General features: G+C 71.0%; 20 protein-coding genes. 11 read left to right on the forward strand and 9 right to left on the reverse strand.

The features are described 5' to 3' along the window. Positions 1–7 precede the first annotated feature (7 nt). On the reverse strand, positions 8–3106 hold the full coding sequence (locus tag TSO221_RS00900) for a ribonuclease E/G (RefSeq protein WP_109116599.1): 3099 nt from the start codon (positions 3104–3106) through the stop codon (positions 8–10). Between the two features lie 571 nt (positions 3107–3677). On the opposite strand from TSO221_RS00900, the gene TSO221_RS00905 reads away from it, so the two are divergent. Together TSO221_RS00905 and TSO221_RS00910 are read left to right on the forward strand one after the other, a co-directional pair. Further along, on the forward strand, positions 3678–4940 hold the full coding sequence (locus TSO221_RS00905) for an N-acetylmuramoyl-L-alanine amidase (protein ID WP_247877864.1): 1263 nt from the start codon (positions 3678–3680) through the stop codon (positions 4938–4940). Between the two features lie 185 nt (positions 4941–5125). Continuing rightward, entirely contained in the window at positions 5126–7618 is a 2493-nt protein-coding gene (locus TSO221_RS00910) for a penicillin-binding protein 1A (protein ID WP_109116601.1), read from the forward strand. 19 nt (positions 7619–7637) lie between these two features. Here the strand turns inward: TSO221_RS00910 and TSO221_RS00915 are convergent, their stop codons facing one another. Together TSO221_RS00915 and TSO221_RS00920 are read right to left on the reverse strand one after the other, a co-directional pair. Beyond that, positions 7638–8576 (reverse strand): hypothetical protein, encoded by a 939-nt coding sequence (locus TSO221_RS00915; protein WP_109116602.1) that lies wholly within the window; start codon positions 8574–8576, stop codon positions 7638–7640. A gap of 13 nt (positions 8577–8589) precedes the next feature. Next, entirely contained in the window at positions 8590–10023 is a 1434-nt protein-coding gene (locus TSO221_RS00920) for an MBOAT family O-acyltransferase (protein ID WP_109116603.1), read from the reverse strand. A 300-nt stretch (positions 10024–10323) separates the two neighbouring features. On the opposite strand from TSO221_RS00920, the gene prfB reads away from it, so the two are divergent. The 4 genes from prfB to TSO221_RS00940 all read left to right on the forward strand — a co-directional run bounded on the left by prfB (position 10324) and on the right by TSO221_RS00940 (position 13579). Beyond that, a protein-coding gene (gene prfB / locus TSO221_RS00925) for a peptide chain release factor 2 (protein WP_109116604.1) occupies positions 10324–11446 on the forward strand; the annotation gives its coding sequence in 2 pieces (ribosomal slippage) (positions 10324–10392 and positions 10394–11446; 1122 coding nt in all). A 123-nt stretch (positions 11447–11569) separates the two neighbouring features. Then, a complete protein-coding gene (locus tag TSO221_RS00930; protein ID WP_109116605.1) occupies positions 11570–11878 on the forward strand; it encodes a peptidoglycan-binding domain-containing protein in 309 nt (102 codons plus the stop codon). A 58-nt stretch (positions 11879–11936) separates the two neighbouring features. Then, positions 11937–12701, forward strand: a complete 765-nt coding sequence (locus TSO221_RS00935) for a histidine phosphatase family protein (RefSeq protein WP_109116606.1) — start codon at positions 11937–11939, stop codon at positions 12699–12701. Continuing rightward, positions 12698–13579 carry an NAD(P)H-hydrate dehydratase gene (locus tag TSO221_RS00940; RefSeq protein ID WP_109116607.1) on the forward strand — a complete coding sequence of 294 codons (882 nt, stop codon included), beginning with the start codon at positions 12698–12700 and terminating at the stop codon, positions 13577–13579. Before TSO221_RS00935 ends, TSO221_RS00940 begins: the two co-directional genes overlap by 4 nt. 4 nt (positions 13580–13583) lie before the next feature. Here the strand turns inward: TSO221_RS00940 and TSO221_RS00945 are convergent, their stop codons facing one another. Together TSO221_RS00945 and cysQ are read right to left on the reverse strand one after the other, a co-directional pair. Next, positions 13584–14381, reverse strand: a complete 798-nt coding sequence (locus TSO221_RS00945) for a ferritin-like domain-containing protein (protein WP_109116608.1) — start codon at positions 14379–14381, stop codon at positions 13584–13586. A gap of 1 nt (position 14382) precedes the next feature. After that, a complete protein-coding gene (gene cysQ, locus TSO221_RS00950) occupies positions 14383–15159 on the reverse strand; it encodes a 3'(2'),5'-bisphosphate nucleotidase CysQ (protein ID WP_109116609.1) in 777 nt (258 codons plus the stop codon). 87 nt (positions 15160–15246) lie between these two features. Here cysQ and TSO221_RS00955 point away from each other — a divergent pair, with 87 nt between their 5' ends. Then, complete coding sequence (locus TSO221_RS00955) at positions 15247–15768, forward strand: GNAT family N-acetyltransferase (RefSeq protein ID WP_109116610.1); 522 nt, start codon at positions 15247–15249, stop codon at positions 15766–15768. A gap of 294 nt (positions 15769–16062) precedes the next feature. Here the strand turns inward: TSO221_RS00955 and TSO221_RS00960 are convergent, their stop codons facing one another. After that, the gene (locus TSO221_RS00960) at positions 16063–18375 is read right to left on the reverse strand and encodes a xanthine dehydrogenase family protein molybdopterin-binding subunit (RefSeq protein WP_109116611.1); all 2313 of its coding nucleotides are present in this window, start codon (positions 18373–18375) and stop codon (positions 16063–16065) included. A 96-nt stretch (positions 18376–18471) separates the two neighbouring features. Here TSO221_RS00960 and TSO221_RS00965 point away from each other — a divergent pair, with 96 nt between their 5' ends. The 3 genes from TSO221_RS00965 to TSO221_RS00975 all read left to right on the forward strand — a co-directional run bounded on the left by TSO221_RS00965 (position 18472) and on the right by TSO221_RS00975 (position 20621). Beyond that, the gene (locus TSO221_RS00965) at positions 18472–19158 is read left to right on the forward strand and encodes an SOS response-associated peptidase (protein WP_109116612.1); all 687 of its coding nucleotides are present in this window, start codon (positions 18472–18474) and stop codon (positions 19156–19158) included. Between the two features lie 7 nt (positions 19159–19165). Beyond that, complete coding sequence (locus TSO221_RS00970) at positions 19166–19678, forward strand: thermonuclease family protein (RefSeq protein ID WP_247877865.1); 513 nt, start codon at positions 19166–19168, stop codon at positions 19676–19678. Between the two features lie 151 nt (positions 19679–19829). Then, entirely contained in the window at positions 19830–20621 is a 792-nt protein-coding gene (locus TSO221_RS00975; protein WP_109116613.1) for a response regulator, read from the forward strand. Positions 20622–20706: 85 nt separating this feature from the next. Here TSO221_RS00975 and TSO221_RS00980 read toward each other — a convergent pair whose 3' ends face one another. From TSO221_RS00980 to TSO221_RS00990, 3 genes are all read right to left on the reverse strand, one after another. Next, positions 20707–20967 (reverse strand): GlsB/YeaQ/YmgE family stress response membrane protein, encoded by a 261-nt coding sequence (locus TSO221_RS00980; RefSeq protein WP_109116614.1) that lies wholly within the window; start codon positions 20965–20967, stop codon positions 20707–20709. A 192-nt stretch (positions 20968–21159) separates the two neighbouring features. Next, on the reverse strand, positions 21160–21816 hold the full coding sequence (gene rpe, locus TSO221_RS00985; protein WP_109116615.1) for a ribulose-phosphate 3-epimerase: 657 nt from the start codon (positions 21814–21816) through the stop codon (positions 21160–21162). Between the two features lie 33 nt (positions 21817–21849). Next, a complete protein-coding gene (locus TSO221_RS00990) occupies positions 21850–22095 on the reverse strand; it encodes an acyl carrier protein (protein ID WP_109116616.1) in 246 nt (81 codons plus the stop codon). A 68-nt stretch (positions 22096–22163) separates the two neighbouring features. Here TSO221_RS00990 and TSO221_RS00995 point away from each other — a divergent pair. Continuing rightward, a partial coding sequence (locus tag TSO221_RS00995) for a CoA-binding protein (protein WP_199229353.1) occupies positions 22164–23276 on the forward strand: 1113 nt, incomplete at its 3' end.

Below are 23276 nucleotides of genomic sequence, written 5' to 3' on the forward strand. Positions count from 1 at the left end.
CAAACCCTTACCGGTTCCACCAGCCGCGCTTGGGCTTTTCCGGGGTTGGGTTGACCGTCTCTGCAGCGCGCGCGGCGGCGTTCTCCTCCGCCGTCGGAGTGGTGGGAGCCGCTTCGGCCGGCACGGCTTCCGGCACCGCTTCGGGAGCGGCGACGGCGGCGACTTCCTCGACGACCGGCTCGCTCAGCGTCACCGCGGGCGCCTCGGCGGGCTCGGCGGCCTTCTTGCTGCGCGACGGGCGCTTTTTCGGCTTCGGCGCTTCCGCTTCCGGTGCGGCCTCGACCGCCGGAGCGGGCACGGCCTCGGCGGCCGGCTCGGTCGCGGCCTTCTTGCTGCGCGACGGACGCTTCTTCGGCTTCGGAGCCTCCGCTTCCGGCGCGGCCTCGGCCGGTGCTTCGGCGACCGGCTCGGCCGCGGCCTTCTTGCTGCGCGATGGGCGCTTCTTCTTCGGAGCCTCGACCGCGGTGTCGGCGGCCACTTCCGGAGCCGCAGCCTCGGGCGCCGCGGCGGCCGGGGCCTCCTCGGCAGGGGCTTCGGCCGGAGTCTCGGCGGGCGGCGGCTCGCCGGTCAGGATCCAGTCGAAGTCGATCGGCTCCAGCGCCGGGGCCGGCGGCACCGGCTTCGGCGGCACCAGGGCACGCACGCGCTGTTTCGCCGCCGGTGCCGGCGTTTCGGGAACGTCCGCGGCCGGAGCCTCGGCACCATCCTCGGCGCCTTCCGCGCCCTCGGCGGTCTCGCCCGGCGCCAGCTCGCGCTGGCGCGACCGGCGGCGCCCGCCGCGCTTGCCGCGACGGCGCTTCTTGCGGCTGTCGGCGTCGTCACCCTCGCCGCGCTCGCCGGCCTCGACGCCCTCATCGGCCTCGTCGCCTTCAGCCTCGTCCTCGTCGCTTTCGGCCTCGGACGACAGGGCCTCGGCGTCGGTGCGCTGCTCGCCACCCTCGCGCTCGCCACGGCCGCGGCGGCGGCGGCGGCGGCGGCGGCGGCGGTCGCCGTTCTCACCGGCGTCAACCGCTTCGGCCGGACGCTCGGCGGTCTCGGCCTCGCTCTCGGCGGCCTCGTCGTCCGCGTCCTCCTCTTCCTCCGCCTCCGCCTCGGCGGCGAGCACACGGTCGGTCTCGGCCATGACGCGGTCGGCGCTGACCAGCGGCGCGGTCTCGTCGCCCGGCTGCTTGGCCTTGACGCGCTCCAGGCGCAGGTCGGGGGCGATCAGCGTGTCGTCGGCCTGCACCAGCACGCGGAAGCCGTACTTCGTCTCGATGCGGGCGAGGTCCGTGCGCTTCTGGTTCAGGATGTAGAGCGCGATGGCCGTCGGCACGGTCACCGTGATCTCGGCGGAGCGCTTGCGGATGCCCTCCTCCTCGATGTGGCGCAACACGTGCAGCGACGCCGATTCCACCGAGCGGACCACGCCGGTGCCGGCGCAGTGCGCGCAGCGCTCGAAGTTGGTCTCCAGCAGCGACGGGCGCAGGCGCTGGCGCGACAGCTCCAGCAGGCCGAACGGCGAGATGCGGCCGAGCTGGATGCGCGCCCGGTCGTTCTTCATCGCCTCCTTCAGGCGGCGCTCGACCGACGCGTTGTTCTTCGCGTCCTCCATGTCGATGAAATCGATCACGATGAGGCCCGCGAGGTCGCGCAGGCGGAGCTGGCGGGCCACCTCCTCGGCGGCCTCCAGGTTGGTCTTGTACGCCGTCTCCTCGATGTTGCGCTCGCGCGTCGACTTGCCCGAGTTGACGTCGATGGCGACCAGAGCCTCGGTCGGGTTGATGACGATGTAGCCGCCCGACTTCAGGTGCACGACGGGATTGTGGATGGCGTCGATCTGCGGCTCCACCTGGTAGCGGTGGAACAGCGGGATCTCCTCCTCCTTGTAGGGCTGCACGCGCTTGGCGTGGCTCGGCATCAGCATCCGCATGAAGTCCTTGGCGGTGCGGTAGCCGGCGTCGCCCTCGACCCAGATCTCGTCGATGTCGTTGGAGTAGATGTCGCGGATCGAGCGCTTGATGAGGTTGGCTTCCTCATAGATCAGCGCCGGTGCCGTCGAGCTCAGCGTCTGCTCGCGGATGTCGTCCCACAGGCGCAGCAGGTATTCGAGGTCGCGCTTGATCTCCTGCTTCGAGCGTTCGAGGCCCGCGGTGCGCAGGATGACGGCCATGCCCTCGGGGATGTCCAGGTCGGAGAGCATCTCCTTCAGGCGCTTGCGGTCGGCCGGGTTGGTGATCTTGCGGCTGATGCCGCCGCCGCGCCCGGTGTTGGGCATCAGCACGCAGTAGCGGCCGGGCAGCGACAGGTAGGTGGTCAGCGCAGCACCCTTGTTGCCGCGCTCCTCCTTGGTCACCTGCACCAGCATGATCTGCCGGCGCTTGATGACTTCCTGGATCTTGTAGCTGCGCAACGGGCGGGCGCGGCGGCGGTGGGAATCCTCCACCTCGTCGCCGCCGACCACGTCGACGCTCTCCGACGTGGGGCTAGGCTCGTGGGCGGCGCCGTTCTCGTCGGAGGCGGCCTCGCCGTTCGACTCGGGCTGGGCCTCCCGGGTGTACGTCTCGCTTTCGGCGTACGCGTACGCGCCGCCGTTGTCCTCGCCGTAGCCGGCGGCCGGCTCCTCGAATTCCGTGGCGGCCTCGGCTTCGGCCTCGGCGATCGGCGTGGGCATCGGCGAGTCGTGCTCAATGACGTCGCCGCGGCGGAGGTCCTCCTGCAGGTTCTCCTGGATCTCGCTCTGGATCTCGGCGGTGCTCTCCGCCGCCTCGGCCATGGCGCGCCGGTTGCGGCGCCCGCCGCGCTCGCGGGATTCGGCCTCGCGCTCATCCTCGCGGTAGCGGCGCTCCTCCTCGGCCAGCAGCGCCTCGCGGTCGGCGACCGGGATGCGGTAGTAGTCCGGGTGGATTTCCGAGAAGGCGAGGAAGCCGTGGCGGTTGCCGCCGTACTCGACGAAGGCCGCCTGCAGGGACGGCTCGACGCGCGTCACCTTGGCCAGATAGATGTTGCCCTTGAGCTGTTTGCGGGTGGCGATCTCGAAGTCGAGTTCTTCGAGCCGGTTCCCGTTGACCACGACGACCCGGGTCTCTTCCGGGTGCGTGGCGTCCACAAGCATACGCTTGGCCATTCATGATCCCCATGACGCAACCCGTGCACCCGCGCGACCAGACAGGCGCCCAGGCAGCGTCATCGCTGTGTGAGAAGCGTTCGGAGCCTTACCCGACGGATCGTCGAACGGCGCTCTGGTGAGCAGCCAGGACGGGTCGAGCCCAGCATCCGGGCTCCGGCCTTGCGGCCGAAGCCTGCTTCAAGGTTTCTCCTCATTTTACCGGCCGATCCGTAAGCGTCCCGCACCGGAACGCGACCGAAAGCTAAGCACGGTCGAACTCCCTCCGGGCGCGACGCCGCCGCTTCCCACTGGGAATCGGGCGGACCTCGGTATGTCGCACAGACACCATAGACAAGCGATCATCCGTGCACAACCGGGGAATTCGGCGGAGCGTACGGTCCGCCGATCCTCCGGCCAATGCTCCGGTCAACGGCGTGCTGGCGCGAAAGCCACAGTCGCCGACAATTGAGTCGTTGTCTCACCTTGTCCGTTGAGTGCCTTGATTTGCCTAAGCTATAGGTAGGTGTGGGGTGATCGGAGTAGGGTTCCCGTGGATTTCGTGCGGCGAATGCTCGCGCCGGTGGTCGCGATGGTGTTTCTGCTGGGCGCCGCCCACGCGCAGACCACGGCCGCGCTGCCCGCGCCGCCGCCGCGCCCGGCGGTGGTCGATGCGCGCCTGGGCGTACACCCCGACAAGACCCGTTTCGTGCTGGAGTTGAGCGACGCCGTCGCCTTCAAGGTCAGCACCACCGCCGCCCCCTACCGCGTCATCGTCGATCTGCCGGACCTCGTGTGGCCCGGCGGCGATGCGCCGGCCGCCGGCCGCGGCCTCGTCCAGCGCTACCAGCGCATGGCGGGCGACTCCGGCGGTCTGCGCGTCGTATTCGAGACCAGCGGGCCGGTGCAGGTGCGCGAGGCGTACATGTTGCCGCCGAAGGACGGCCACAAGCCGCGCTTCGTGCTCGACCTGGCGCCCACCACGCCGGACGCGTTCGCCAAGTCCGTGCAGCCCGCGGCCCAGCCGGCCGCAAAGCCCGCCGTCGTCCGGCCGGAGCCGGCGCCTGCGGCGATCCCCGCCCCGCTGCCCCCGGCGCGCGTCGTGCCCGTGGCGCTGCCGGCGGCCCCGCCCGCGCCGTCGCCGCCGCGCGGGCCGGAGAAGCCGTTGATCGTCCTCGATCCCGGGCACGGCGGCGAGGATCCGGGCGCCGTCGGCGTCGGGGGCGTCTTCGAAAAGGACATCACGCTGGCGGTGGCGCGCGAGCTGCGCCGGCAACTGGAGGCGACCGGCCGCTACCGGGTGATGCTGACCCGTGACAAGGACGTGTTCATCCGCCTGCGCGAGCGCGTCGGCATGGCCCGCGATGTCGGCGCCGACCTGTTCCTGTCGCTGCACGCCGACAGCATCGCCACCGGCTCGATCCGCGGCCTGTCGATCTACACGCTGTCCGACAAGGCCTCCGACCGCGAGGCGGAGATGCTGGCCGCCAAGGAGAACCGCGCCGACGCCATAGCCGGCCTCGACCTGTCCGGCGAGAACGACCTGGTGGCGAGCATCCTCATCGATCTGGCGCAGCGCGACACCATGAACCATTCCAAGCGCTTCGCCAAGGCGGTGCTGGAGAGCGTGCGCCACGACATCACCCTGTTGCCCAGCAAGCCGCACCGGCAGGCCGGGTTCGCCGTGCTGACGGCGCCGGACGTGCCGTCGGTGCTGGTGGAGATGGGCTACCTGTCCAGCCCCCAGGACGCCAACCAGCTCAAGTCGCCGCAGCACCGCGAACGCCTCGCCCGCGGCGTGACGCGCGCGGTGGACTCGTATTTCAAATGGCTGGGCGGGCCGCAGAAACTCTAGCGCCGCCTTCTTTCCCTTCCCCGAACGCATAGCCGCTACCCCTTCGTGGTAGGCGCCTTGCGGGTGTCACATTTTCCTGCCAATCGAACGTAGGAGTCGGCGCGTCCCCCCTCCGGGTGTAGGATGCGCCGCTCAGCCCGGCGCCGCGCGACCGGGCTTCTGGTGCGTTGGATCGGGTTCGGGACATGCGTCTGCTGCTGCGGCTTCTGATGGGTCTGTTGATGCTGGCGATCGCCGGGGCGGGCGCTCTGGTGTGGCTCATCGACCACTACAACCACGACCTGCCGGACTACACCAAGCTGGCCAACTACCAGCCGCCAGTGACCACCCGCGTCTACGCCGGCGACGGCCGCCTGCTGGCCGAGTTCGCCGCCGAGAAGCGCGTCTTCGTGCCCATCGACGCGATTCCGAAGCGCGTCAGCAGCGCCTTCCTGTCCGCCGAGGACAAGAGCTTCTACCAGCACAAGGGCATCGACCCGCTGGGCATCGTGCGCGCGGTGCTGACCAACGTCGAGAATTTCGGCTCCGACCGCCGGCCGGTCGGCGCCTCGACCATCACGCAGCAGGTCGCCAAGAACATGCTGCTGTCCGGCGAGGTGTCGTTCAACCGCAAGATCAAGGAAGCCATCCTCGCCGTGCGCATCGAGCGCGCCTTCACCAAGGATCGCATCCTCGAGCTGTACCTGAACGAGATCTTCCTGGGCTTCCGCTCCTACGGTGTGGCTGCTGCCGCCCTGAACTACTTCAACAAGGGGCTGGACGAGCTGTCCGTCGCCGAGGCCGCCTATCTGGCCGCCCTGCCCAAGGCGCCCAGCAACTACCACCCCGAGCGGCAGAAAGACGCCGCCATCGCCCGGCGCAACTGGGTGATCGGCCGCATGGCCGAGGACGGCCACATCACGCCTGATGAGGCGCGGGCCGCCCAGGCCGAGCCGCTGACCATCCGCAAGCGCGACGAGACCGAATACGTCACCGCCGAGTACTTCGCCGAGGAGGTCCGCCGCGAGCTGATCAAGCTGTACGGCGAGCGCGCGCTGTACGAGGGCGGGCTGACTGTGCGTGCCTCCATGGATCCCAAGCTGCAGGACACGGCGTCGCGCGCGCTGCGCCAGGGGCTGATCGACTACGACCGCCGGCATGGCTGGCGCGGCCCGATCACCCGCATGGAGAACTTCGACGGCTGGGCCAAGAAGCTGGCCGCCATCCCGATGCCGCCGGGCGGCGAGGCGTGGCGCTTGGCCGTGGTGCTGAAGGACGATGACGCCACCGGCACCGAGATCGGCCTGGGCGACGGCATGCGCGGGCGCATCCCGCTGTCCGAGCTGAAGTGGGCGCGCGCCTGGAAGGAGGGCGAACTCCTCGGCGCCGAGATCCGCAAGCCGGTGGACGTGCTGAAGCTCGGCGACGTGGTGCTGGTCGAGCCGGTGGCCAAGGACGAGCGCGGCAAGGACCTGCCGCAGGGCAGCTTCGGCCTGCGCCAGATCCCGGCGGTGCAGGGCGGCTTCGCGGCGCTCGACCCGCACACCGGGCGCGTGCTGGCCATGGTCGGCGGCTTCTCGCCGCACATGAGCGCGTTCAACCGCGCCACCCAGGCGATGCGGCAGCCCGGCTCGTCCTTCAAGCCGTTCGTCTACCTGACGGCGCTCGACAACGGCTTTTCCCCGGCCTCGCTGGTGATGGACGCGCCGTTCGAGTACGACCCCGGCGGCGGCCAGCCGATCTGGCGGCCGGAGAACTACAGCCACCAGTTCTACGGGCCGACCCCGCTGCGCGCCGGCATCGAGAAGTCGCGCAACGTCATGACCGTCCGCCTCGCCAAGCACATCGGCATGGACAAGGTGAAAGCCACCGCCGAGAAGTTCGGCATCGTCGACAACCTGCAGCCCTTTCTGCCGATGTCGCTGGGCGCCGGCGAGACGACCGTGCTGCGCATGGCGACGGCGTACGGCATGCTGGTCAACGGCGGGCGCAAGATCGTGCCGACCTTCATCGACCGCATCCAGGACCGCACCGGCAAGACCATCTTCCGCCACGACAACCGGCCCTGCCAGGGTTGTCAGGACGTTGCCTGGGCGCCCAACCTGCCGGTGCCCGCGGTGCCCGACACCCGCGAGCGCATCGCCGACCCGCGCACCGTCTACCAGATGGTGTCGATGCTGGAGGGCGTGGTGCAGCGCGGCACGGCGGCCAAGCTGCTGTCGCTCGGCAAGCCGGTGGCCGGCAAGACCGGCACCACCAACGACAGCAACGACGCGTGGTTCATGGGGTTCTCCTCCGACCTCGCGGTCGGCACCTACATCGGCTTCGACCAGCCGCGCTCGCTGGGCGGCAAGGAGACCGGCGGCTCGGCCGCGGTGCCGGTGTTCAAGGACTTCATGGAGGTGGCGCTGAAGGACCGCCCGGCCACGCCGTTCCGCGTGCCGCCCGGCGTGCGCCTCGTGCGCGTCAACCCGGAGACCGGCCAACTCGCCCAGCCCGGCGAGCGCAAGGCGATCTGGGAGGCCTTCCTGCCCGGCACCGAGCCCAACCCCGACGTTCCGCCGGCGGTGCTCGACGGCTCGGCGCAGTCGATCGGCATGGGCGGGACGCCGGGCGCCGCCTACGGCGGCAGCCTGCCCACCGGCGCCCCCGCGGCACCGCCGCCGGCGGCGACGTTGGGGACGGGCGGGCTGTACTAGGCCTGCTCAGCAGATTGGCTCACCGGGCGGTGGCGCCGGGCGCGTCCAGGTGGGCGACGGCATCGACCGGGCAGGTGCCGAGCTGGCGCAGCTCCGGCTCCAGCGCGGCGAACAGCGCGCGCACACCCGCATCGTTCATGTGCAGCGGGTCGGCAAAGTGCTCGTCGCTGGTCAGCGCGCGTCGCGCGTCGATGAAGGCGACGTCCGCCGGCAGGTGCCGCTTCAGTTCTGCGAAGAAGGCGTCGAAGTTGCCGACCTTGGCGGCGTAGGCCGGCAGGTAGGGCGTCACCACCACCGCCACCCGCGTGCCGCGGTCGCGTGCCGTGCGGATGATGGTGTCCAGCGCCTGCCAATTGGCGGGCAGGTCGGGCATGGTCTCCTCCGGCAGGCGGGCGACGTGGGCGCGCTGCTCCGGGCCGATGGTACCGTCCAGCGTGCGGTCCTCCGGCGCCGGGCGGACGCGGCCGACCAGCATACGCAGGGTCTGGTTGTTGTTGAACGCCAGCAGGGTGAACAGGCGCTGGGAGGTCCACAGGTCGCCGTGCGTGCGATGCAGGAAATCGTCCACCCGCGGCGAGTAGTGGGCCAGCAGCGGCACGTCGGCAAGGTCGGTCGGCGGATCGACGAGGCTGGTCGGCTCGACGATCAGCAGGCGCGGCGGCGCGTGCCGCTCCAGGTAGTCCTGCCACAGCAGGGCGTTCACCGTGGTCGGCGCGCCGCCCATGCCGATGTTCAGCGGCTCGCCGCAGGTCGTTTGGCGCAGGACCGACGGCGGGAAGTGGTTGTCGGCGCGGCTGTTGCCGACCACCACCACATCCGCCGCCGTTTCCGGCCGGTAGACCGCCATGAAGCGGTCGTTGGAGGCCAGCAGGGTGGCCCCGAGCTCGGGAGCCAGCACGCGGTCCATGGCGAACACCGTCGCCGCCATCAGACCGAGGGATGCGAGAAGGCGCAGCATCGGTTGGGCTCCCTTAGAACTGGAAGTAGATGAAGGCGCGGTTGTCGAAATTGCCGAGCAGCAGCAGAAGCACGATCAGCGACGAGCAGGCGACGGTGCGCGCCACCACGCCGGTGCGCACCCAGCCGGGCGCCGCGCCGGCCTCGATGGCGGCGTCCACGGTGAACACGACCAGCCCGATCACCGCGACGCGCAGCAGCGTGCTGACCTGCTGCATGCCGTGCGGCAGGCTGAAGTCGCCCTGGGCAATGATCGACAGGATGGTGCCGACCGTGTGCAGGCCGTCGGCGCGGAACGGCAGCCAGGTCAGCGTCACCAGCAGGAAGACCAGCGGGATCAGCGCCAGCCGCCCTATCGTCCGCACGGGCCCCGGAAGGCGGATGCCGGAGCGGCGGCCGAGCCAGCGCAGCGCGTCCTCCGCCAGCATCAGTCCGGCGTGCAGCGCCCCCCACAGCACGAAGGTCCAGGCGGCGCCGTGCCACAGGCCGGAGATCAGCATGGTGATGGTGACGTTGCGCAGGCGCAGCCATTGCGTCCGGTTGCCGCCCATCGGCATATAGACGTAGTCACGGAACCACGTGGACAGCGAGATGTGCCAGCGCCGCCAGAAGTCGCGCATGCCACGGGCGAAGTACGGCCGGGCGAAGTTCGGGCACAGCGTGTAGCCGAAGATCTCCGCCAGCCCGATGGCGATCAGCGAATAGCCGGCGAAGTCGCCGTAGATCTGCAGGCTGAAGCAGATCAGGCCGATGACGTGGTGAAGAGAGTTGTAGAACTCCGGTTGGGTGAAGCGGGCATCGACCACCGCCGCCGCGTTGTCGGCCAAGCCGAGCTTGAGGAAATAGCCCCAGACCATCTTCTCCAGGCCGGCGAACTGCATGGCGAAGGTCGGCTTCGGCCGGCCCTCGCTGATCTGCGGCAGCAGGTCGCGCGCCCGCACGATGGGGCCGGCGACCAGCTGCGGGAAGAACGCCACGAAGGTCGCGTACTTGATGAAGGAGCGCTCGGCCTTCAGCTCGCCGGCGTAGACGTCGATGGTGTAGCTGAGATTCTGGAAGGTGTAGAACGAGATGCCGACCGGCAGGATCACCTCCAGCGCCGTGCGCCCGACTTCGAAGCCCAGGCCGGCCAGCGCAATCTGCGCGCTGTCGACGAAGAAGTTGAAGTACTTGAAGAAGAACAGGATGGCCAGGTTGCTGCCGATGCTGAGCAGCAGGTAGCTTCTGGCCCGCGCGCGGTCCGACGCATCGGCCACTTTCAGACCACACCAGAAGTCGATGGCGGTGGTCAGCGCCAGAAGGCTGCAGAAGCGGTAATCCCAATAGCCGTAGAACACATAGCTGGCGACCAGCAGGAACGGGGTGAACAGCCGGGTGCGTCCCAGCGCCAGGAACAGCGCGGTGAAGGCGGTTATGAAGAGCAAGAATTGCAGGCTGGCGAAATTCATCGCAGCACCCTGGGATCGGAGATTGCAAGACGCTCCGAAATTAGCGCGTGCACGGGCGGTGTTCCCGGCGGCATCCGGAGCCCCCGGCCCCGAATAGGGCGTAATCAGTTGGCCGGTTGCAGCGAAAGGTGGCAGCCGGAAAGCGGCAGGCGCCGCCGATACCTCGGATGTGCTGGTACCCCGAGGAGTCGATCCGGCGCCGAACGGGGGAGAATTTGGGGGTGCAAAGCCGGACGCGAGGCGCTACATAAACCGCCGACCGACACCCTTCCAACCCCTGGCTGACGAGGAGGTACCGCGATGCGGGCCGAGATCGAAGCGGCCGCCGGCGAGATTCGCGAATCGCTGGCGCTGCTGAGGAGGCATCTTTGACTGGGACAACGCACTGCGGCGTCTCGACGAAGTGAACGCCCTCTCCGAGGATCCCAAGCTGTGGGACAACCCGGAGAAGGCGCAGACGATCATGCGCGAGCGCACCCAGCTGGAGACCGCGGTCAACGGCTACCGGGCGCTGGAGCGCGACCTCAGCGATAGCCTGGACCTCATCGAGATGGGCGAGGCGGAGGGTGACGAGACCGTCGTCGCCGACGCCGAAAAGTCCCTGTACGGCCTGCGCGACCGCGCCGCCAAGCTGCAGCTGGAAAGCCTGCTGTCGGGCGAGGCCGACGCCAACGACTGCTTCATCGAGGTGAACGCCGGCGCCGGCGGCACCGAGGCGCAGGACTGGGCGCTGATGCTCATGCGCATGTACACGCGCTGGGGCGAGCAGCACGGCTACAAGACCGAGTGGCTGGAAGAGAGCCCGGGCGAAGAGGCCGGCATCAAGTCCGCCACCGTGCAGATCAAGGGCCACAACGCCTACGGCTGGCTGAAGACCGAGGCCGGCGTGCACCGCCTGGTGCGCATCAGCCCGTTCGACAGCCAGGCGCGCCGCCAGACCAGCTTCGCCGCGGTGTCGGTGAGCCCGGTGATCGACGACAAGATCCAGATCGAGATCAACGAGAAGGATTGCCGCATCGACACCTTCCGGGCCTCGGGCGCCGGCGGCCAGCACGTCAACAAGACGGACTCGGCGGTGCGCATCACGCACCTGCCCACCGGCATCGTGGTGGCCTGCCAGCAGGAGCGCTCGCAGCACAAGAACCGTTCCAAGGCGTGGGACATGCTGCGCGCCCGTCTGTACGAGCGCGAGCTGAAGATCCGCGAGGACGCCGCCGCGGCGCTGGAGGCCACCAAGACCGACATCGGCTGGGGCCACCAGATCCGCTCCTACGTCCTGCACCCCTACCAGATGGTCAAGGACCTGCGAACCGACGTCGAGACCTCGCAGTCCCAGGCGGTGCTCGACGGCGACCTCGACCGCTTCCTCGAAGCCGCGCTGGCCGCCCGCATCAAGGGCCAGGGCGACGAAGAGGCGGCGTAACGCAGCCACTTGCCCCCACCCCCGACCCCTCCCCCGCTTCGCAGGGGAGGGGAGATTGCTCCTCCCCCTGCGAAGCGGGGGGAGGTTGGGAGGGGGCAATACTGTTTCGCTTTGAGGCCCGGCATGATTCGCATCCTGATCGCCTCCGCCCTCCTCACCGCCGCGACGCCGGCGTTCGCCGCATCCAAATGCGACCCGCGCGGCATGCCGCCGGACACCTACACCGCCTACGTCGCCGACGCGCAGCAGCAGCTCAACGAGCATGGCTTCAACGCCGGCACTGCAGACGGCAAGCCGGGCTCCAGAACCCAGTCGGCCGTCCGCACCTACCAGAAGAAGGCCGGGCTGCCGGTCGACGGCTGCGTCAGCAAGGAACTGGTCGACCACCTGCACTTCGCGCAGCCGAAGGTCTACGGCGGCTCGAAACGGTGAACCTTTCCCACCCCTCCGCCGTTGACCGGATACCGACAACGGCAGGGCGGTGGTCGTCATGCAGCAGCGCTGGCCCCAGCGGCTTTGGATCGTCCGGCATGGCGAGAGTGCCGGCAACGTGGCGCGCGACGCGGCGCACGCCGCCGGCCTGACCCACATCGCCATCGCCGAGCGCGACGTCGACGTGCCGCTGAGCCGGGCCGGCGAGGAGCAGTCGCAGGCACTCGGCCGCTGGTTCGCCGCGCTGCCGCCGGACGAGCGGCCGGACGTGGTGCTGGCCTCCCCCTACCGGCGAGCCCGGCGCACGGCGGAGATCGTCCAGGCCGGCGGCGGGCTGCGCGTGGAGATCGCCGACTTCGTCATCGACGAGCGTCTGCGCGAGAAGGAGTTCGGCATCCTCGACCGCCTGACCCGGCTGGGCATCAAGCGCCACCATCCGGAGCAGGCGGAGTTCCGCCGCATCCTCGGCAAGTTCTATCACCGCCCGCCGGCTGGCGAGAGCTGGTGCGACGTCATCCTGCGCCTGCGCAGCGCCATGGACACCATCAGCCTGCACTGGGGCGGCCGGCGGGTGCTGATCGTCAGCCATCAGGTGGTGGTGCTGTGCCTGCGCTACCTGCTGGAGAACCTGACCGAGGAGGAGATCCTCGCCATCGACCGCGAGGGCGACGTGGCGAACTGCGCGGTGACCGAGTACGGCTTCGATCCCACCTCCTCCTCGACCGGCCGCATGGACCTGCGGCGCTACAATTTCGTGGCGCCGCTGGAGCGCGCGGGCGCGCCGGTGACCTCCGAGCCCGACGCCAACGTGGCCGCGCGATGATCCGCGTCACCCCGGACCTGCTGCGCACCCTGCCGCTGCCCCAGCCCGGCGCGGAGGGCGACAAGGAGGACCGCGGGCGCGTGCTGGTCATCGGCGGCAGCACCGAGGTGCCGGGCGGCGCGCTTCTGGCCGGCACCGCGGCGCTGCGGGCCGGCGCCGGCAAGCTGCAGATCGCCACCGTGCGCAACGTCGCCCCGCATCTCGGGCTGGCGGTGCCGGAGGCGCGGGTGTTCGGCCTGCCCGAGACGCCGGCCGGCGGCATCGACCCGGCCGCGGCGGACCGGCTCATCGAAACGGCGGCGTTGTGTGATGCCGTGCTGCTCGGTCCCGGCATGCTGGACAGCGAGGCGGTGGCGGCGCTGACCGTGGCGCTGGTCGAGGGATTGGACTCCGGCCCTGTCCTGGTGATCGATGCCGGTTCTCTGCCATGCCTGGGCGCGGTGAAGGACGCGCTGCGCCGCCGTGCCGGCCGCACCATCCTGACGCCGCACGCCGGCGAGATGGCGGCGCTGTGCGGCATCGGCCGCGCGGCGGTGGAGGGCGATCAGCCCGGCACGGCGCGGCGGGTGGCGGCGGAATTCCAGGCGGTGGTGGCGCTGAAGGGCCCGTGCACCTGCATCGTGGCGCCAGACGGCCACTGCTGGACCTACGAGGACGGCAACGTCGGCCTGGCGACCTCGGGCTCCGGCGATACGTTGGCCGGCGTGGTGGCGGGCTTGGCGGCGCGCGGCGCCGAGCCGGTGCGCGCGGCGCTGTGGAGCGTCCACCTGCACGGCGAGGCCGGAAACCGGCTGGCCCACTCGCGCGGGCCGCTGGGGTTCCTGGCCAGGGAACTGCTGGCGGAGATCCCGGCACTGATGGCGGAACTGGGGCGGTAGCGCCTCACCCCTCCGCCAGCGGCTCGTAGAACTCCGGGCCGAAGTCGGCTTGGCGGCGGCCGTCCACGTTGAAAGGCCGCTTCAGCGAGCCCTTGAAGTGCTTGCGCACCAGGTCCTGCCACGCCTCCACCGGGTCCTTCCCGGCCTGCGCGCACAGGTGGCCGAACCAGCGGCGGCCGGAGGCGACATGGGTGATCTCCTCCTCGAAGATCAGCTGCAGGATGTCGGCGCTCTCGCTGTCGCCGACCTCGCGCAGGCGGCGCACCGTGTCGGGGGTGACGTCGAGGCCGCGGGCCTCCAGCACCATCGGCACCAGCGCCAGCCGGGTGGCGAGGTCGTGCGCGGTGGTCTGCGCCGCCTGCCACAGGCCGTCGTGGGCGGGCAGCGCGCCGTAGCCGGAGCCGAGCGCGTTCAGCCGCGTCTCCAGCAGGTCGAAGTGCCGCGCCTCGTCGTCGGCGACCTGCACCCAGTCGTCGTAGAAGCCCTTGGGCATCGGCGTGGCGGTGAAGCGGGCGACGATGTCCCAGGCGAGGTCGATGGCGTTCAGTTCGATGTGCGCCAGCGCGTGCAGCAGCGCCAGGCGGTTCTGTGCGCTGCCGCCGCGGCCGCGCTTCGGCATGTCGCGGGGCAGGCGCAGTTCCGGCTTGTCGGGCCGGGCGGGGCGGTCGGGCGGGGCGGCGGTGCCGACCTCGGCGATCCGGCCGTCGCGCCACGCCGCGGCGTGTTCGCGGGTGAGGCGCACCTTGTCGGCCGGCGCGGCGGTGGTCAGCACCGTCCGCGCCGCGTCGCACAGCGTCGTCACGTCACGCCCCGTAGGCGACGAAGTGCGGGTTGCGGAAGTCCGGCTTGCCGTAGCGCAGAGCGTCCGTGCCGGTGCCGGCGCAGACCCGGCCGCCGGCGGCCAGCAGCACGGCGTGGCCGGCGGCGGTGTCCCACTCGCTGGTCGGGCCGAAGCGCGGGTAGAGGTCGGCCTTGCCCGCCGCCACCGTGCAGAACTTCAGCGACGAACCGCAGGACATGCAGTCCTTCACCGTGTAGGCGGCGAGGAACTTGTCGGTCTCCGCCGCGTCGCCGTGCGAGCGGCTGGCGACCACCGTCAGGCCCTCGGCCGGTGGGGGGCGGACCGCGATCGGGTAGTCGTGCCGGCCCTCGATCCAGTGCACGGCGGTGCCCGGGCCGGCGCCGGCGTAGAGGGCGCCGGTCGCCGGGGCGTAGACGACGCCGAGCACCGGCAGGCCCCGCTCGACCAGCGCGATGTTGACGGTGAACTCGCCGTTGCGGTTCAGGAACTCCTTGGTGCCGTCGAGCGGATCGACCAGCCAGAAGCGGCCGCCCGAGATGTCGGGGATGCGGCCGGCCGCCACCTCCTCCTCCGCCACCACCGGCACGCCGGGGGTGAGGTGATGGAGTGCCGGCAGGATCACCGCCTCGGCTGCATGGTCGGCCTGGGTGACCGGGCTGCCGTCCGCCTTGGTGGCGACATCGTACCGGTCGTTGTAGAAGCGCAGGATGACTTGACCGGCTTCGTGGGCGATGGTGCGGACCGTCGGCAGCAGCTTCGCCACGGCGGGGTCGGTCATGGTGTCCTCCAGGGTTCTCGTCATAAAACCATAACCCGCAACGGGTGTGCCAGGAAGCACTTGGTAGGGTGCGAAAGGAGTAAGGGAATGGGCGGAACGTGGCGGGCGATGCGGGATACCGACCTCGACACGGTGCTGGACGTCGCCGCTACCGTGCATCCCGGCTATCCGGAGGAGCGCGCGGTCTTCGCCGAGCGGTTGCGGCTGTACCCGGCGGGATGCCGGATGGCGGAGCGGGACGGGGCGGTGGTGGGGTACGCCGTTCTGCACCCGGGGCGGCTGGGGGAACCGCCGACGCTCGACTCGATGCTGGGGCGGCTGCCGGACGGCGCGGATTGCCTGTACCTGCACGACGTGGCGCTGCTGCCGGCGGCGCGGGGCGGCGGGCTGGCGGCGGCGGCCCTGGACCATGCACGGGACCTGGCGGTGCTGGAGGGCTTCGCGTGGCTGGCGCTGACCTCGACGCCGGAGGCACGGGGGTATTGGGACCGGCAGGGCTTCACGGCCCGGGCCGGGCAGCCGGCGGCGCTGGCCTCGTACGGCGGGGGGATGACGTACATGGCGCGGGCGGTCGTAAATCCCTCCCCCAGCCCCGCTGGGGGAGGTTAGGAGGGGGCAGCGGCCTTGCGGGAGGGCGAATGGAACACTGTGAAACACCATGGAACAATGTGCGGGGGCTGTTCAGTTCGTCGTTCGTTGGTCGGCCTTGAATAGGATCTATATCCTATAATGGCACGCGACCTTCGGCAAGACTTTCCGTGGGCCGGCAAGGCCGCTGCCCCCACCCAACCACCGGTCGCCCGCAAGCCGGACGACCGCGCTCCGCCTACGATCGCCTCCGGCGCTCGTTGCCTTCGGCACCGGCTCCACGCCCCCAGCGGAGCTGGGGGAGGCCTGCGGCAACTACGCCGCCGCCCGCCGCTCGTGAATCAGCCGCCACAGGACCTCGGGCGTCGCCGGCATGTCGATGTGCTCGATCCCGTACTCCGACAGCGCGTCGACCAGCGCGTTGATCACCGCGGGGGGCGCGCCGATGGCGCCGGCCTCGCCGGCCCCCTTCATGCCCAGCGCGTTGGTGGTGCTGGGCACGCGGTTCAGCTTCACCTCGACGAAGGGCAGGTCGTAGGCGCGCGGCAGGCTGTAGTCGGTGAAGGAGGCGCTGAGCAGCTGGCCCGAGTCCGGGTCGTACACCACCCGCTCGTGCAGCGCCTGCCCGATGCCCTGGGCGACGCCGCCGTGGATCTGTCCCTTGACCAGCGCCGGGTTCACCACCGTGCCGAAATCGTCGACCACGGTGTAGCACACCACCTCGACCTCGCCGGTGTCGGGATCGACCTCCACCTCGCAGACGTGGCAGCCGTTGGGGAAGGTGCTGGCCGGCGGCGTCCAGCGTGCCGCTTCCGAGAACGCCACCGCGCCCACGCCCGCCGCCTTTTCCGCCACCTGCTTCAGCGAGACCGAGTGGTCGGTGCCGACGATGGTGAAGGCGCCGTCCTTGAACTCCACGTCCACCGAGGCCGCCTCCAGCAACTCGGCGGCGAGCGGTGTCGCCGTCTCGATGACCTTCTTCGCGCTCTCGGCCAGCGCGGCGCCGCCGACGGGGACCGAGCGCGAGCCGCCGGTGCCGGCGCCGAAGCTGACGCGGTCGGTGTCGCCCTGCACCACCTCGATGTCCTCGGGCGCCAGCCCCAGGCGGTCTGAGAGGATCTGCTTGTAGGCGGTCTCGTGGCCCTGGCCGTTGGTCTGGGTGCCGATCATCAGGATGGCGCGGCCGTCCTTGAGGATCTCCACCGTCGCCTGCTCCGGCCCGCCGCCCGAGCACGCCTCGATGTAGGTGCTCAGCCCCAGGCCGCGCAGCCGGCCGCGGCGCTTGGCCTCCGCCTTGCGGGCGTCGAGGCCGGCGACGTCGGCCATGCCCAGCGCGTCCTCCAGGTTCTGCCGGAAGTCGCCGGTGTCGTAGGTCTGGCCCAGCGGCGTGGCGTAGGGCATGGAGTCCGGCGGGATGAAGTTGCGCCGGCGGATCTCGGCGGGGGAGAGGCCCAGGCTGCGCGCCGCGTGGTCGATGACGCGCTCCAGCATGTAGGCCGCCTCGGGGCGGCCGGCGCCGCGGTAGGCGTCCACCGGCTGGGTGTTGGTGAAGCTGCCGCGCACGTGCACGTGCAGCGCCGGCGTGCGGTAGGAGCCGACCAGCATCGCCGACCCCGCGTCGGTCGGGATGAACGGCCCGTAGTTCGACAGGTAGGCGCCCAGGTTGGCGACGGTGTCCACCTTCAGGCCGAGGAAGTGGCCGTCCTTGTCCAGCGCCAGCGTGATGGTGGTGACGTTGTCGCGGCCGTGGTCGTCGCTGAGGAAGGCCTCGATGCGTTCCGACGCCCACTTGACCGGGCGGTTCAGCCGGCGGGCGGCGAACAGGGTGACGACGTATTCCGGGTACATGAACAGCTTCATGCCGAAGCCGCCGCCGACGTCGCCGGTGATCACGCGCAGCTGCGCCTCCGGCACCTTGAAGATGCTCTTGAGCTGGCTGCGCAGGCTGTGCACGCCCTGGCTGGAGACGTGCAGGACGAGGCGCCCGGTGCCGTCCTCCACCGCGGCGAGGCAGGCGCGGCCCTCCATCGGGCTGGCGACGACGCGGTTGTTGACGAGGTCCAGCGACACCACGCGGTCGGCCCGGGCAAAGGCGGCGTCGGCCGCCGCCTCGTCGCCGGTCTCCCAGTCGAAGCAGAGGTTGCCGGGCGCCTCGTCCCAGATCTGCGGCTGGCCGGGCTCCAGCGCGCCGGCGGTGTCGGTGACGGCGGGCAGCTCGTCGTAGTCGACCATCACCAGCTCGGCGGCGTCGCGGGCGGCGTCCAGGGTCTCGGCCACCACCACGGCCACCGCGTCGCCGACGTGGCGCACCCGGCCGCGGGCCAGCGCCGGGCGCTGCGGCGCCCTGTAGGGCGAGCCGTCGCGGTTCTTCAGCGGCGACTGGCAGCGGATCGGGCCGACGCCGTCGGCGTCCAGGTCGTCGATGGTGAAGACCCCCAGCACGCCGGGCAGGGCGCGCGCCTCCGCCGCGTCGATGCCGCGGATCGCGGCGTGTGCGTGCGGCGAGCGGACGAACACGGCGTGGGTCTGGCCGGGCAGCGAAACGTCGTCGGTGTAGCGGCCGCCGCCGGTGAGGAGGCGCGCGTCCTCGGTCCGCGGAACCGCCTGGCCGATGCCGAACTTCTGCATGGGGGATCCTGTCGTCGGGGGAGTCGTCGGGAACGGGGCACCCCGGAAGATAGGCCGTGCCTTGGCAAAGGGAAACCCCGACCCGATATGCGGGGGATGTGCGGTCGCTTCGTCCTCACCACCCCCGTCTCGGCGCTGAAGGAGCTGTTCCGGTTTCCGGAATCGCCGAACCTCGCCCCGCGCTGGAACGTCGCGCCGACGCAGGACATCGCCGCCGTGCGGCGGGAAGAAGACGGCAACCATCTGGCGTTGCTGCGCTGGGGCCTCGTGCCGCACTGGGCGGACGACCCGGCCATCGGCGCCCGGATGATCAACGCGCGCGCCGAGACGCTGGCCGACAAGCCGGCCTTCCGCACCGCCTTCCGGCACCGCCGCTGCCTGATTCCCATCGACGCCTTCTACGAGTGGAGGGCCGAGGGCAAGCGCAAGCAGCCCTACGCCATCCGCCGCCGCGACCGGGCGCCGCTGGCGCTGGCCGGGCTGTGGGAGAGCTGGCCCGGACCGAAGGGGCAGCCGCAGCCGATGCAGAGTGCCGCCATCGTCACCACCGCGGCCAACGCGGTGCTGCGGCCGCTGCACGACCGCATGCCGGTGGTCGTGGCGCCGGGGGACTGGGACCTCTGGCTCGATCCCGGCGCGCCGCTGCCGGTGGTGCAGGACCTGCTGCGTCCGGCGCCGGACGCCGACCTGGAGGCGTACCCGGTGAGCACCCGCGTCAACAGCGTGCGCAACGACGATGAATCCTGCATAGTCCGCGTCGATGCGCCGCCCACGCTGTTCTGAGCCGATCGTGATTCTCCTGGCCGTGCTGGTGGCGGGGCCGGTGTCGGCCGCCACCGCGCAGAAGCCCGGCAAGTTCTCCGGCGTTCCCAACGCCACCATCAGGGGCGAGGGCAAGGCGCTGGAGGGCGACCTGCTGAGCGTCGCCGGCACCACGGTGCGGCTGATGGGCATCGACGCCCCCGATCCGGGGCAGAAGTGCAGGAACCGCTACGGCCACGAGCTGGACTGCTTCACCATCGCCCGCGACGTGCTGGCCGGCCTGATCAAGGACCAGGAGGTCGAGTGCACCGTCGCCGACGAGGACCGCAACCGGCAGAAGCAGGGCGAGTGCCGGGTGCGCGGCATCGACCTGGGCGGCGCCATGGTGGCGCGCGGCTGGGCGTTCCAGTTCTGGGGCCTCACCCAGGCCTACCAGAAGGCGGAAGCCTATGCCCAGAGCAAGAAGATGGGCCTGTGGGCCGGCCGGGTGGAGAAGCCGTGGGAGTGGCGCTCGCGCCGGCTGCGCGAACAGGCGCGCTGACCTCCGCCTTCGGGGCTCTGCCAATGGGATAGCGGGCTTGGGCTTTTTTTCGGTTCGTCCCGTCGCGCACGCCGTGATACGTTAACCGTCAGTTAAGAAATTACGTCGGGGCGCCGATAAGGGCGCCGCTTCCGGGACGGGATATCCGGCCATGCGAGTCTATGCACGCCAACTGCAATCCCATCTCCCCTACCTCAGGCGCTACGCCCGCGCGCTGACCGGGGCGACCGACCGCGGCGACGATCTGGTGACCAGCTGCGTCGAGGTGGCGATGATGGCGCCAACCCGCTTCGGGCTGGACAACGACTCCCGCGTGCCGCTGTACGCGCTGCTCAACCTGCTGTTCGACGAGGACGGCGCGGAGGGGGCGGGCGGTCGTCCGGTGCCCTCGCCGCACCCCATCGAGCGGGCGCTGAGCCGGCTGCCCGAGGGCGAGCGGCGCGTCTATCTGCTGGTGGCGCTGGAGGACCTGTCGCTGACCGAGGTGGGGCAGGTGCTGCACATCGCGCCCGCCGAGGCGGCGCAGCGGCTGACCACGGCGCGCAACGCGGTGCGCAACGCGCTGACGCAGCGGGTGCTGGTGGTGGAGGACAACCCGATCCTGGCGCTGGAGATCGGCACGCTGGTCACCGACATGGGCCATGTGGTGTGCGGTACCGCCGCCAACGAGCGCGAGGCGCTGGAACTCGCCGAGGCGGAGCGGCCGACGCTGGCGCTGCTCGACGTGCGGCTGGCCGACGGCGACAACGGCATCGCGGTGGCGCGCGCGCTGCGCCAGCAGAAGGCGCTGCGCACCATCTTCGTCACCGCCTTCGACGACGAGTTGCTGGAGCGCGACGCCCGCCACCTGGGGCAGGTGGTGCGCAAGCCGTTCACCGCCGATGCGGTGAGGGCAGCGATTGCGCGGGCGGTGTTCATGCCGACGCCGGTGGCGGCGGCGTAAGGGGCGCGTCAGGCACGAAAAAACCGGGGCGGCCCGTGCGGGCGGCCCCGGTTTCGTTTGCCCCGGTTTTCTTCGCGGACCCGGTTCACACCGTGGTGCTGCTGCGGCCGACGACCATGCGGTAGATGGCCAGGATGACGATCGCGCCGACCACGGCGCCGATGAAGCCCGCGCCGTCGCCGGCCCGGTACCAGCCCACGGCCTGGCCGAGGTAGGTGGCGACGAACGCGCCGGCGATGCCGAGCAGCGTGGTGATGATGAAACCGCCCGGATCACGGCCGGGCATCAGGAACTTGGCGACGATACCGGCCAGGAACCCGATGATGATGGTCCAGAGGATCTCCATGCGACTCTCCCTGTGATGCGGGCCCGTTGCACGCCCGACAGGAATAACGGGCGAACGCAGGATTGGTTCTGCGGCGGGGGCGTCGCATCCGGGGGCGCATCCGGGGCAGCCATTCCGTGGCGGACCTTGCCGGTGGGCCGGCGGTCCGGACGGATGAGGGAGCGTTCTCCGGGGCCGGGCGGGGCCTGTCGGCTACCCGCGCACGGCGCGGATGTTGTCGGCGTACTTCGCCGGGCCGCCGGTGAAGGTGGCGGTGCCGGCGACCAGCACGTCGGCGCCGGCCTCGACGGCGATGCGCGCCGTCTCCGGGTTGATGCCGCCGTCGACCTGCAGGTCGATCGGCTTGCCCAGCGCATCGATGCGGCGGCGCAACTCGCGGATCTTCGGCAGCTGGCTCATGATGAAGCTCTGCCCGCCGAAGCCGGGGTTCACCGTCATCACCAGCACGAGGTCGATGTCCTCGAGGATGTGATCGACCGCCTGCACCGGCGTCGCCGGGTTGAGCGACACGCCGGCCTTCTTGCCCAGGCTCTTGATCAGCTGCACGGTGCGGTGCAGGTGCGGGCCGGCCTCCGGGTGAACGGTGATGATGTCGGCGCCGGCCTTGGCGAACTCCGGGATGTAGAGGTCGACCGGGCTGATCATCAGGTGCACGTCGAAGGGCTTCGCCGTGTGCGGGCGCAGCGCCTTCACCACCGCCGGGCCGATGGTGATGTTCGGCACGAAGTGGCCGTCCATCACGTCGATGTGGATGTAGTCGGCTCCCGCCGCGTCCACCGCGCGCACCTCCTCCCCCAGCGTCGCGAAGTCGGCGGACAGGATGGACGGGGCGATCTTGACGGCGGGCATGGCGCTTGCTCCTGGAACGGGTACGGCGGCCTTCTAGCAGCTTTCCACCGCCCGCGCCAGGAAGGCGCGGCAGCCGGCGAGCGTGGAGAGCTGCGGGTACTCCAGGTCCGGGACGCTGATGTTCAGCCGCTTCTCCAGGCCCAGCACGAAGTTCAGGAAATCCACCGAATCGATGTCGATCTGGTCGCGGAACGGCCGCTCGGGGTCGAGCGCCGCCGGATCGGCCTCCGGCGCCACCGCCAGCAGCGCCTCGAAGATCGTCGTGTCGAGCTGTTCCACTGTTCCTCTCCGCGCCCAGCATCATGCTTCAGACCGTCGCGCTTTCTTACGGCGCCACGGGGAGTATCATGGCTGCAAAACTGGCCGAGCCGCCGGCGAAACGCAAGCCGGTGCAGGGAGGACGCATGACGGTGCGCGAACTGGAGGCGGTGTTCCGGCCCCGCAGCGTGGCGCTGGTCGCCGAGGACGACGCGCCGCTCGCCCGCGCCGCGGCCAGGAACCTGGCCACCGCCGGCCTCGCCGTGGCGCGCGCCGCAGCACCGGACGGGCTCGGCTCCGCCCCCGACCTCGCCGTGCTGTGCGCCCCGGCGGCGCGCCTGCCGGACCTGGTGGCCGAGGCCGGGCGCCGGGGCGTGCGCGCCGCGGTGCTGACCGGCGACCACGCCCCTGACGCCGCGGTGCGCGACGCGGTGCGCCGCGCCGCCAGGGACAACGGCATCCGCGTGCTCGGCCCGGCCAGCCTGGGCGTGGCGGTGCCGGGGCGCCGCTTCGCCGCCGGCTCCTTCCACCGCGCGCCGCAGGCCGGACGGGTGGCGCTGGTGGCGCAGTCGGGCACGCTGGCCGGCGCGGTGCTGGACTGGGCGCTGCGCCGCGACGTCGGCTTCTCGCACGTGGCGGCGCTGGGCGAGATGGCCGACGTCGGCTTCGGCGAAGTGCTGAACTACCTGGCGCTGGAGCGCGAGTGCCAGTCGGTGCTGCTGGTGCTCGACGAGGTCACCACCAAGGACGCGGGCGGGGCGCGGCGCTTCCTGTCGGCGGCGCGGGCGGTGTCGCGCGTCAAGCCGGTGATCGTGCTGCGCACGGGGGGCCAACTTAATAAAACGATTCCGGAGGACGGCACGCCGGACGCGGTGTTCGACGCCGCGATCCGCCGTGCCGGCCTGCTGCGCGTGCACGCGCTGGACGAGCTGTTCGACGCGCTGGCGGCGCTGGCCGTCGGCGTGCCGGTGAAGGGCGACCGCCTCGCCATCGTCGCCAACGGGCGCGGCATCGCGCGGCTGGCGGCGGACGCGCTGCTTGCCGGCGGCGGGCGGCTGGCCGGGCCGCCGCGCGACCTCGGCGAAGGGGCGGACGGCGCCGCCTACGCCGACGCGTTGCGCGACGTGCAGGCGGAGCGCGCGGCCGACGCCGTGCTGCTGCTGCACGCGCCGACCGCCCTGGCGCCGGCCGGCGACGCGGCG

The organism is Azospirillum sp. TSO22-1 (assembly GCF_003116015.1).
Classification (GTDB): Bacteria; Pseudomonadota; Alphaproteobacteria; order Azospirillales; family Azospirillaceae; genus Azospirillum.

Excerpts from the sequence above, each read along its gene's own strand:
- TSO221_RS00900 (WP_109116599.1), bottom strand. The coding sequence starts at position 3,106 with ATGGCCAAGCGTATGCTTGTGGACGCCACGCACCCGGAAGAGACCCGG.
- TSO221_RS00905 (WP_247877864.1), top strand. The coding sequence starts at position 3,678 with ATGGTGTTTCTGCTGGGCGCCGCCCACGCGCAGACCACGGCCGCGCTG.
- TSO221_RS00910 (WP_109116601.1), top strand. The coding sequence starts at position 5,126 with ATGCGTCTGCTGCTGCGGCTTCTGATGGGTCTGTTGATGCTGGCGATC.
- TSO221_RS00915 (WP_109116602.1), bottom strand. The coding sequence starts at position 8,576 with ATGCTGCGCCTTCTCGCATCCCTCGGTCTGATGGCGGCGACGGTGTTC.
- TSO221_RS00920 (WP_109116603.1), bottom strand. The coding sequence starts at position 10,023 with ATGAATTTCGCCAGCCTGCAATTCTTGCTCTTCATAACCGCCTTCACC.
- TSO221_RS00930 (WP_109116605.1), top strand. The coding sequence starts at position 11,570 with ATGATTCGCATCCTGATCGCCTCCGCCCTCCTCACCGCCGCGACGCCG.
- TSO221_RS00935 (WP_109116606.1), top strand. The coding sequence starts at position 11,937 with ATGCAGCAGCGCTGGCCCCAGCGGCTTTGGATCGTCCGGCATGGCGAG.
- TSO221_RS00940 (WP_109116607.1), top strand. The coding sequence starts at position 12,698 with ATGATCCGCGTCACCCCGGACCTGCTGCGCACCCTGCCGCTGCCCCAG.
- cysQ (WP_109116609.1), bottom strand. The coding sequence starts at position 15,159 with ATGACCGACCCCGCCGTGGCGAAGCTGCTGCCGACGGTCCGCACCATC.
- TSO221_RS00955 (WP_109116610.1), top strand. The coding sequence starts at position 15,247 with ATGGGCGGAACGTGGCGGGCGATGCGGGATACCGACCTCGACACGGTG.
- TSO221_RS00960 (WP_109116611.1), bottom strand. The coding sequence starts at position 18,375 with ATGCAGAAGTTCGGCATCGGCCAGGCGGTTCCGCGGACCGAGGACGCG.
- TSO221_RS00965 (WP_109116612.1), top strand. The coding sequence starts at position 18,472 with ATGTGCGGTCGCTTCGTCCTCACCACCCCCGTCTCGGCGCTGAAGGAG.
- TSO221_RS00975 (WP_109116613.1), top strand. The coding sequence starts at position 19,830 with ATGCGAGTCTATGCACGCCAACTGCAATCCCATCTCCCCTACCTCAGG.
- TSO221_RS00980 (WP_109116614.1), bottom strand. The coding sequence starts at position 20,967 with ATGGAGATCCTCTGGACCATCATCATCGGGTTCCTGGCCGGTATCGTC.
- rpe (WP_109116615.1), bottom strand. The coding sequence starts at position 21,816 with ATGCCCGCCGTCAAGATCGCCCCGTCCATCCTGTCCGCCGACTTCGCG.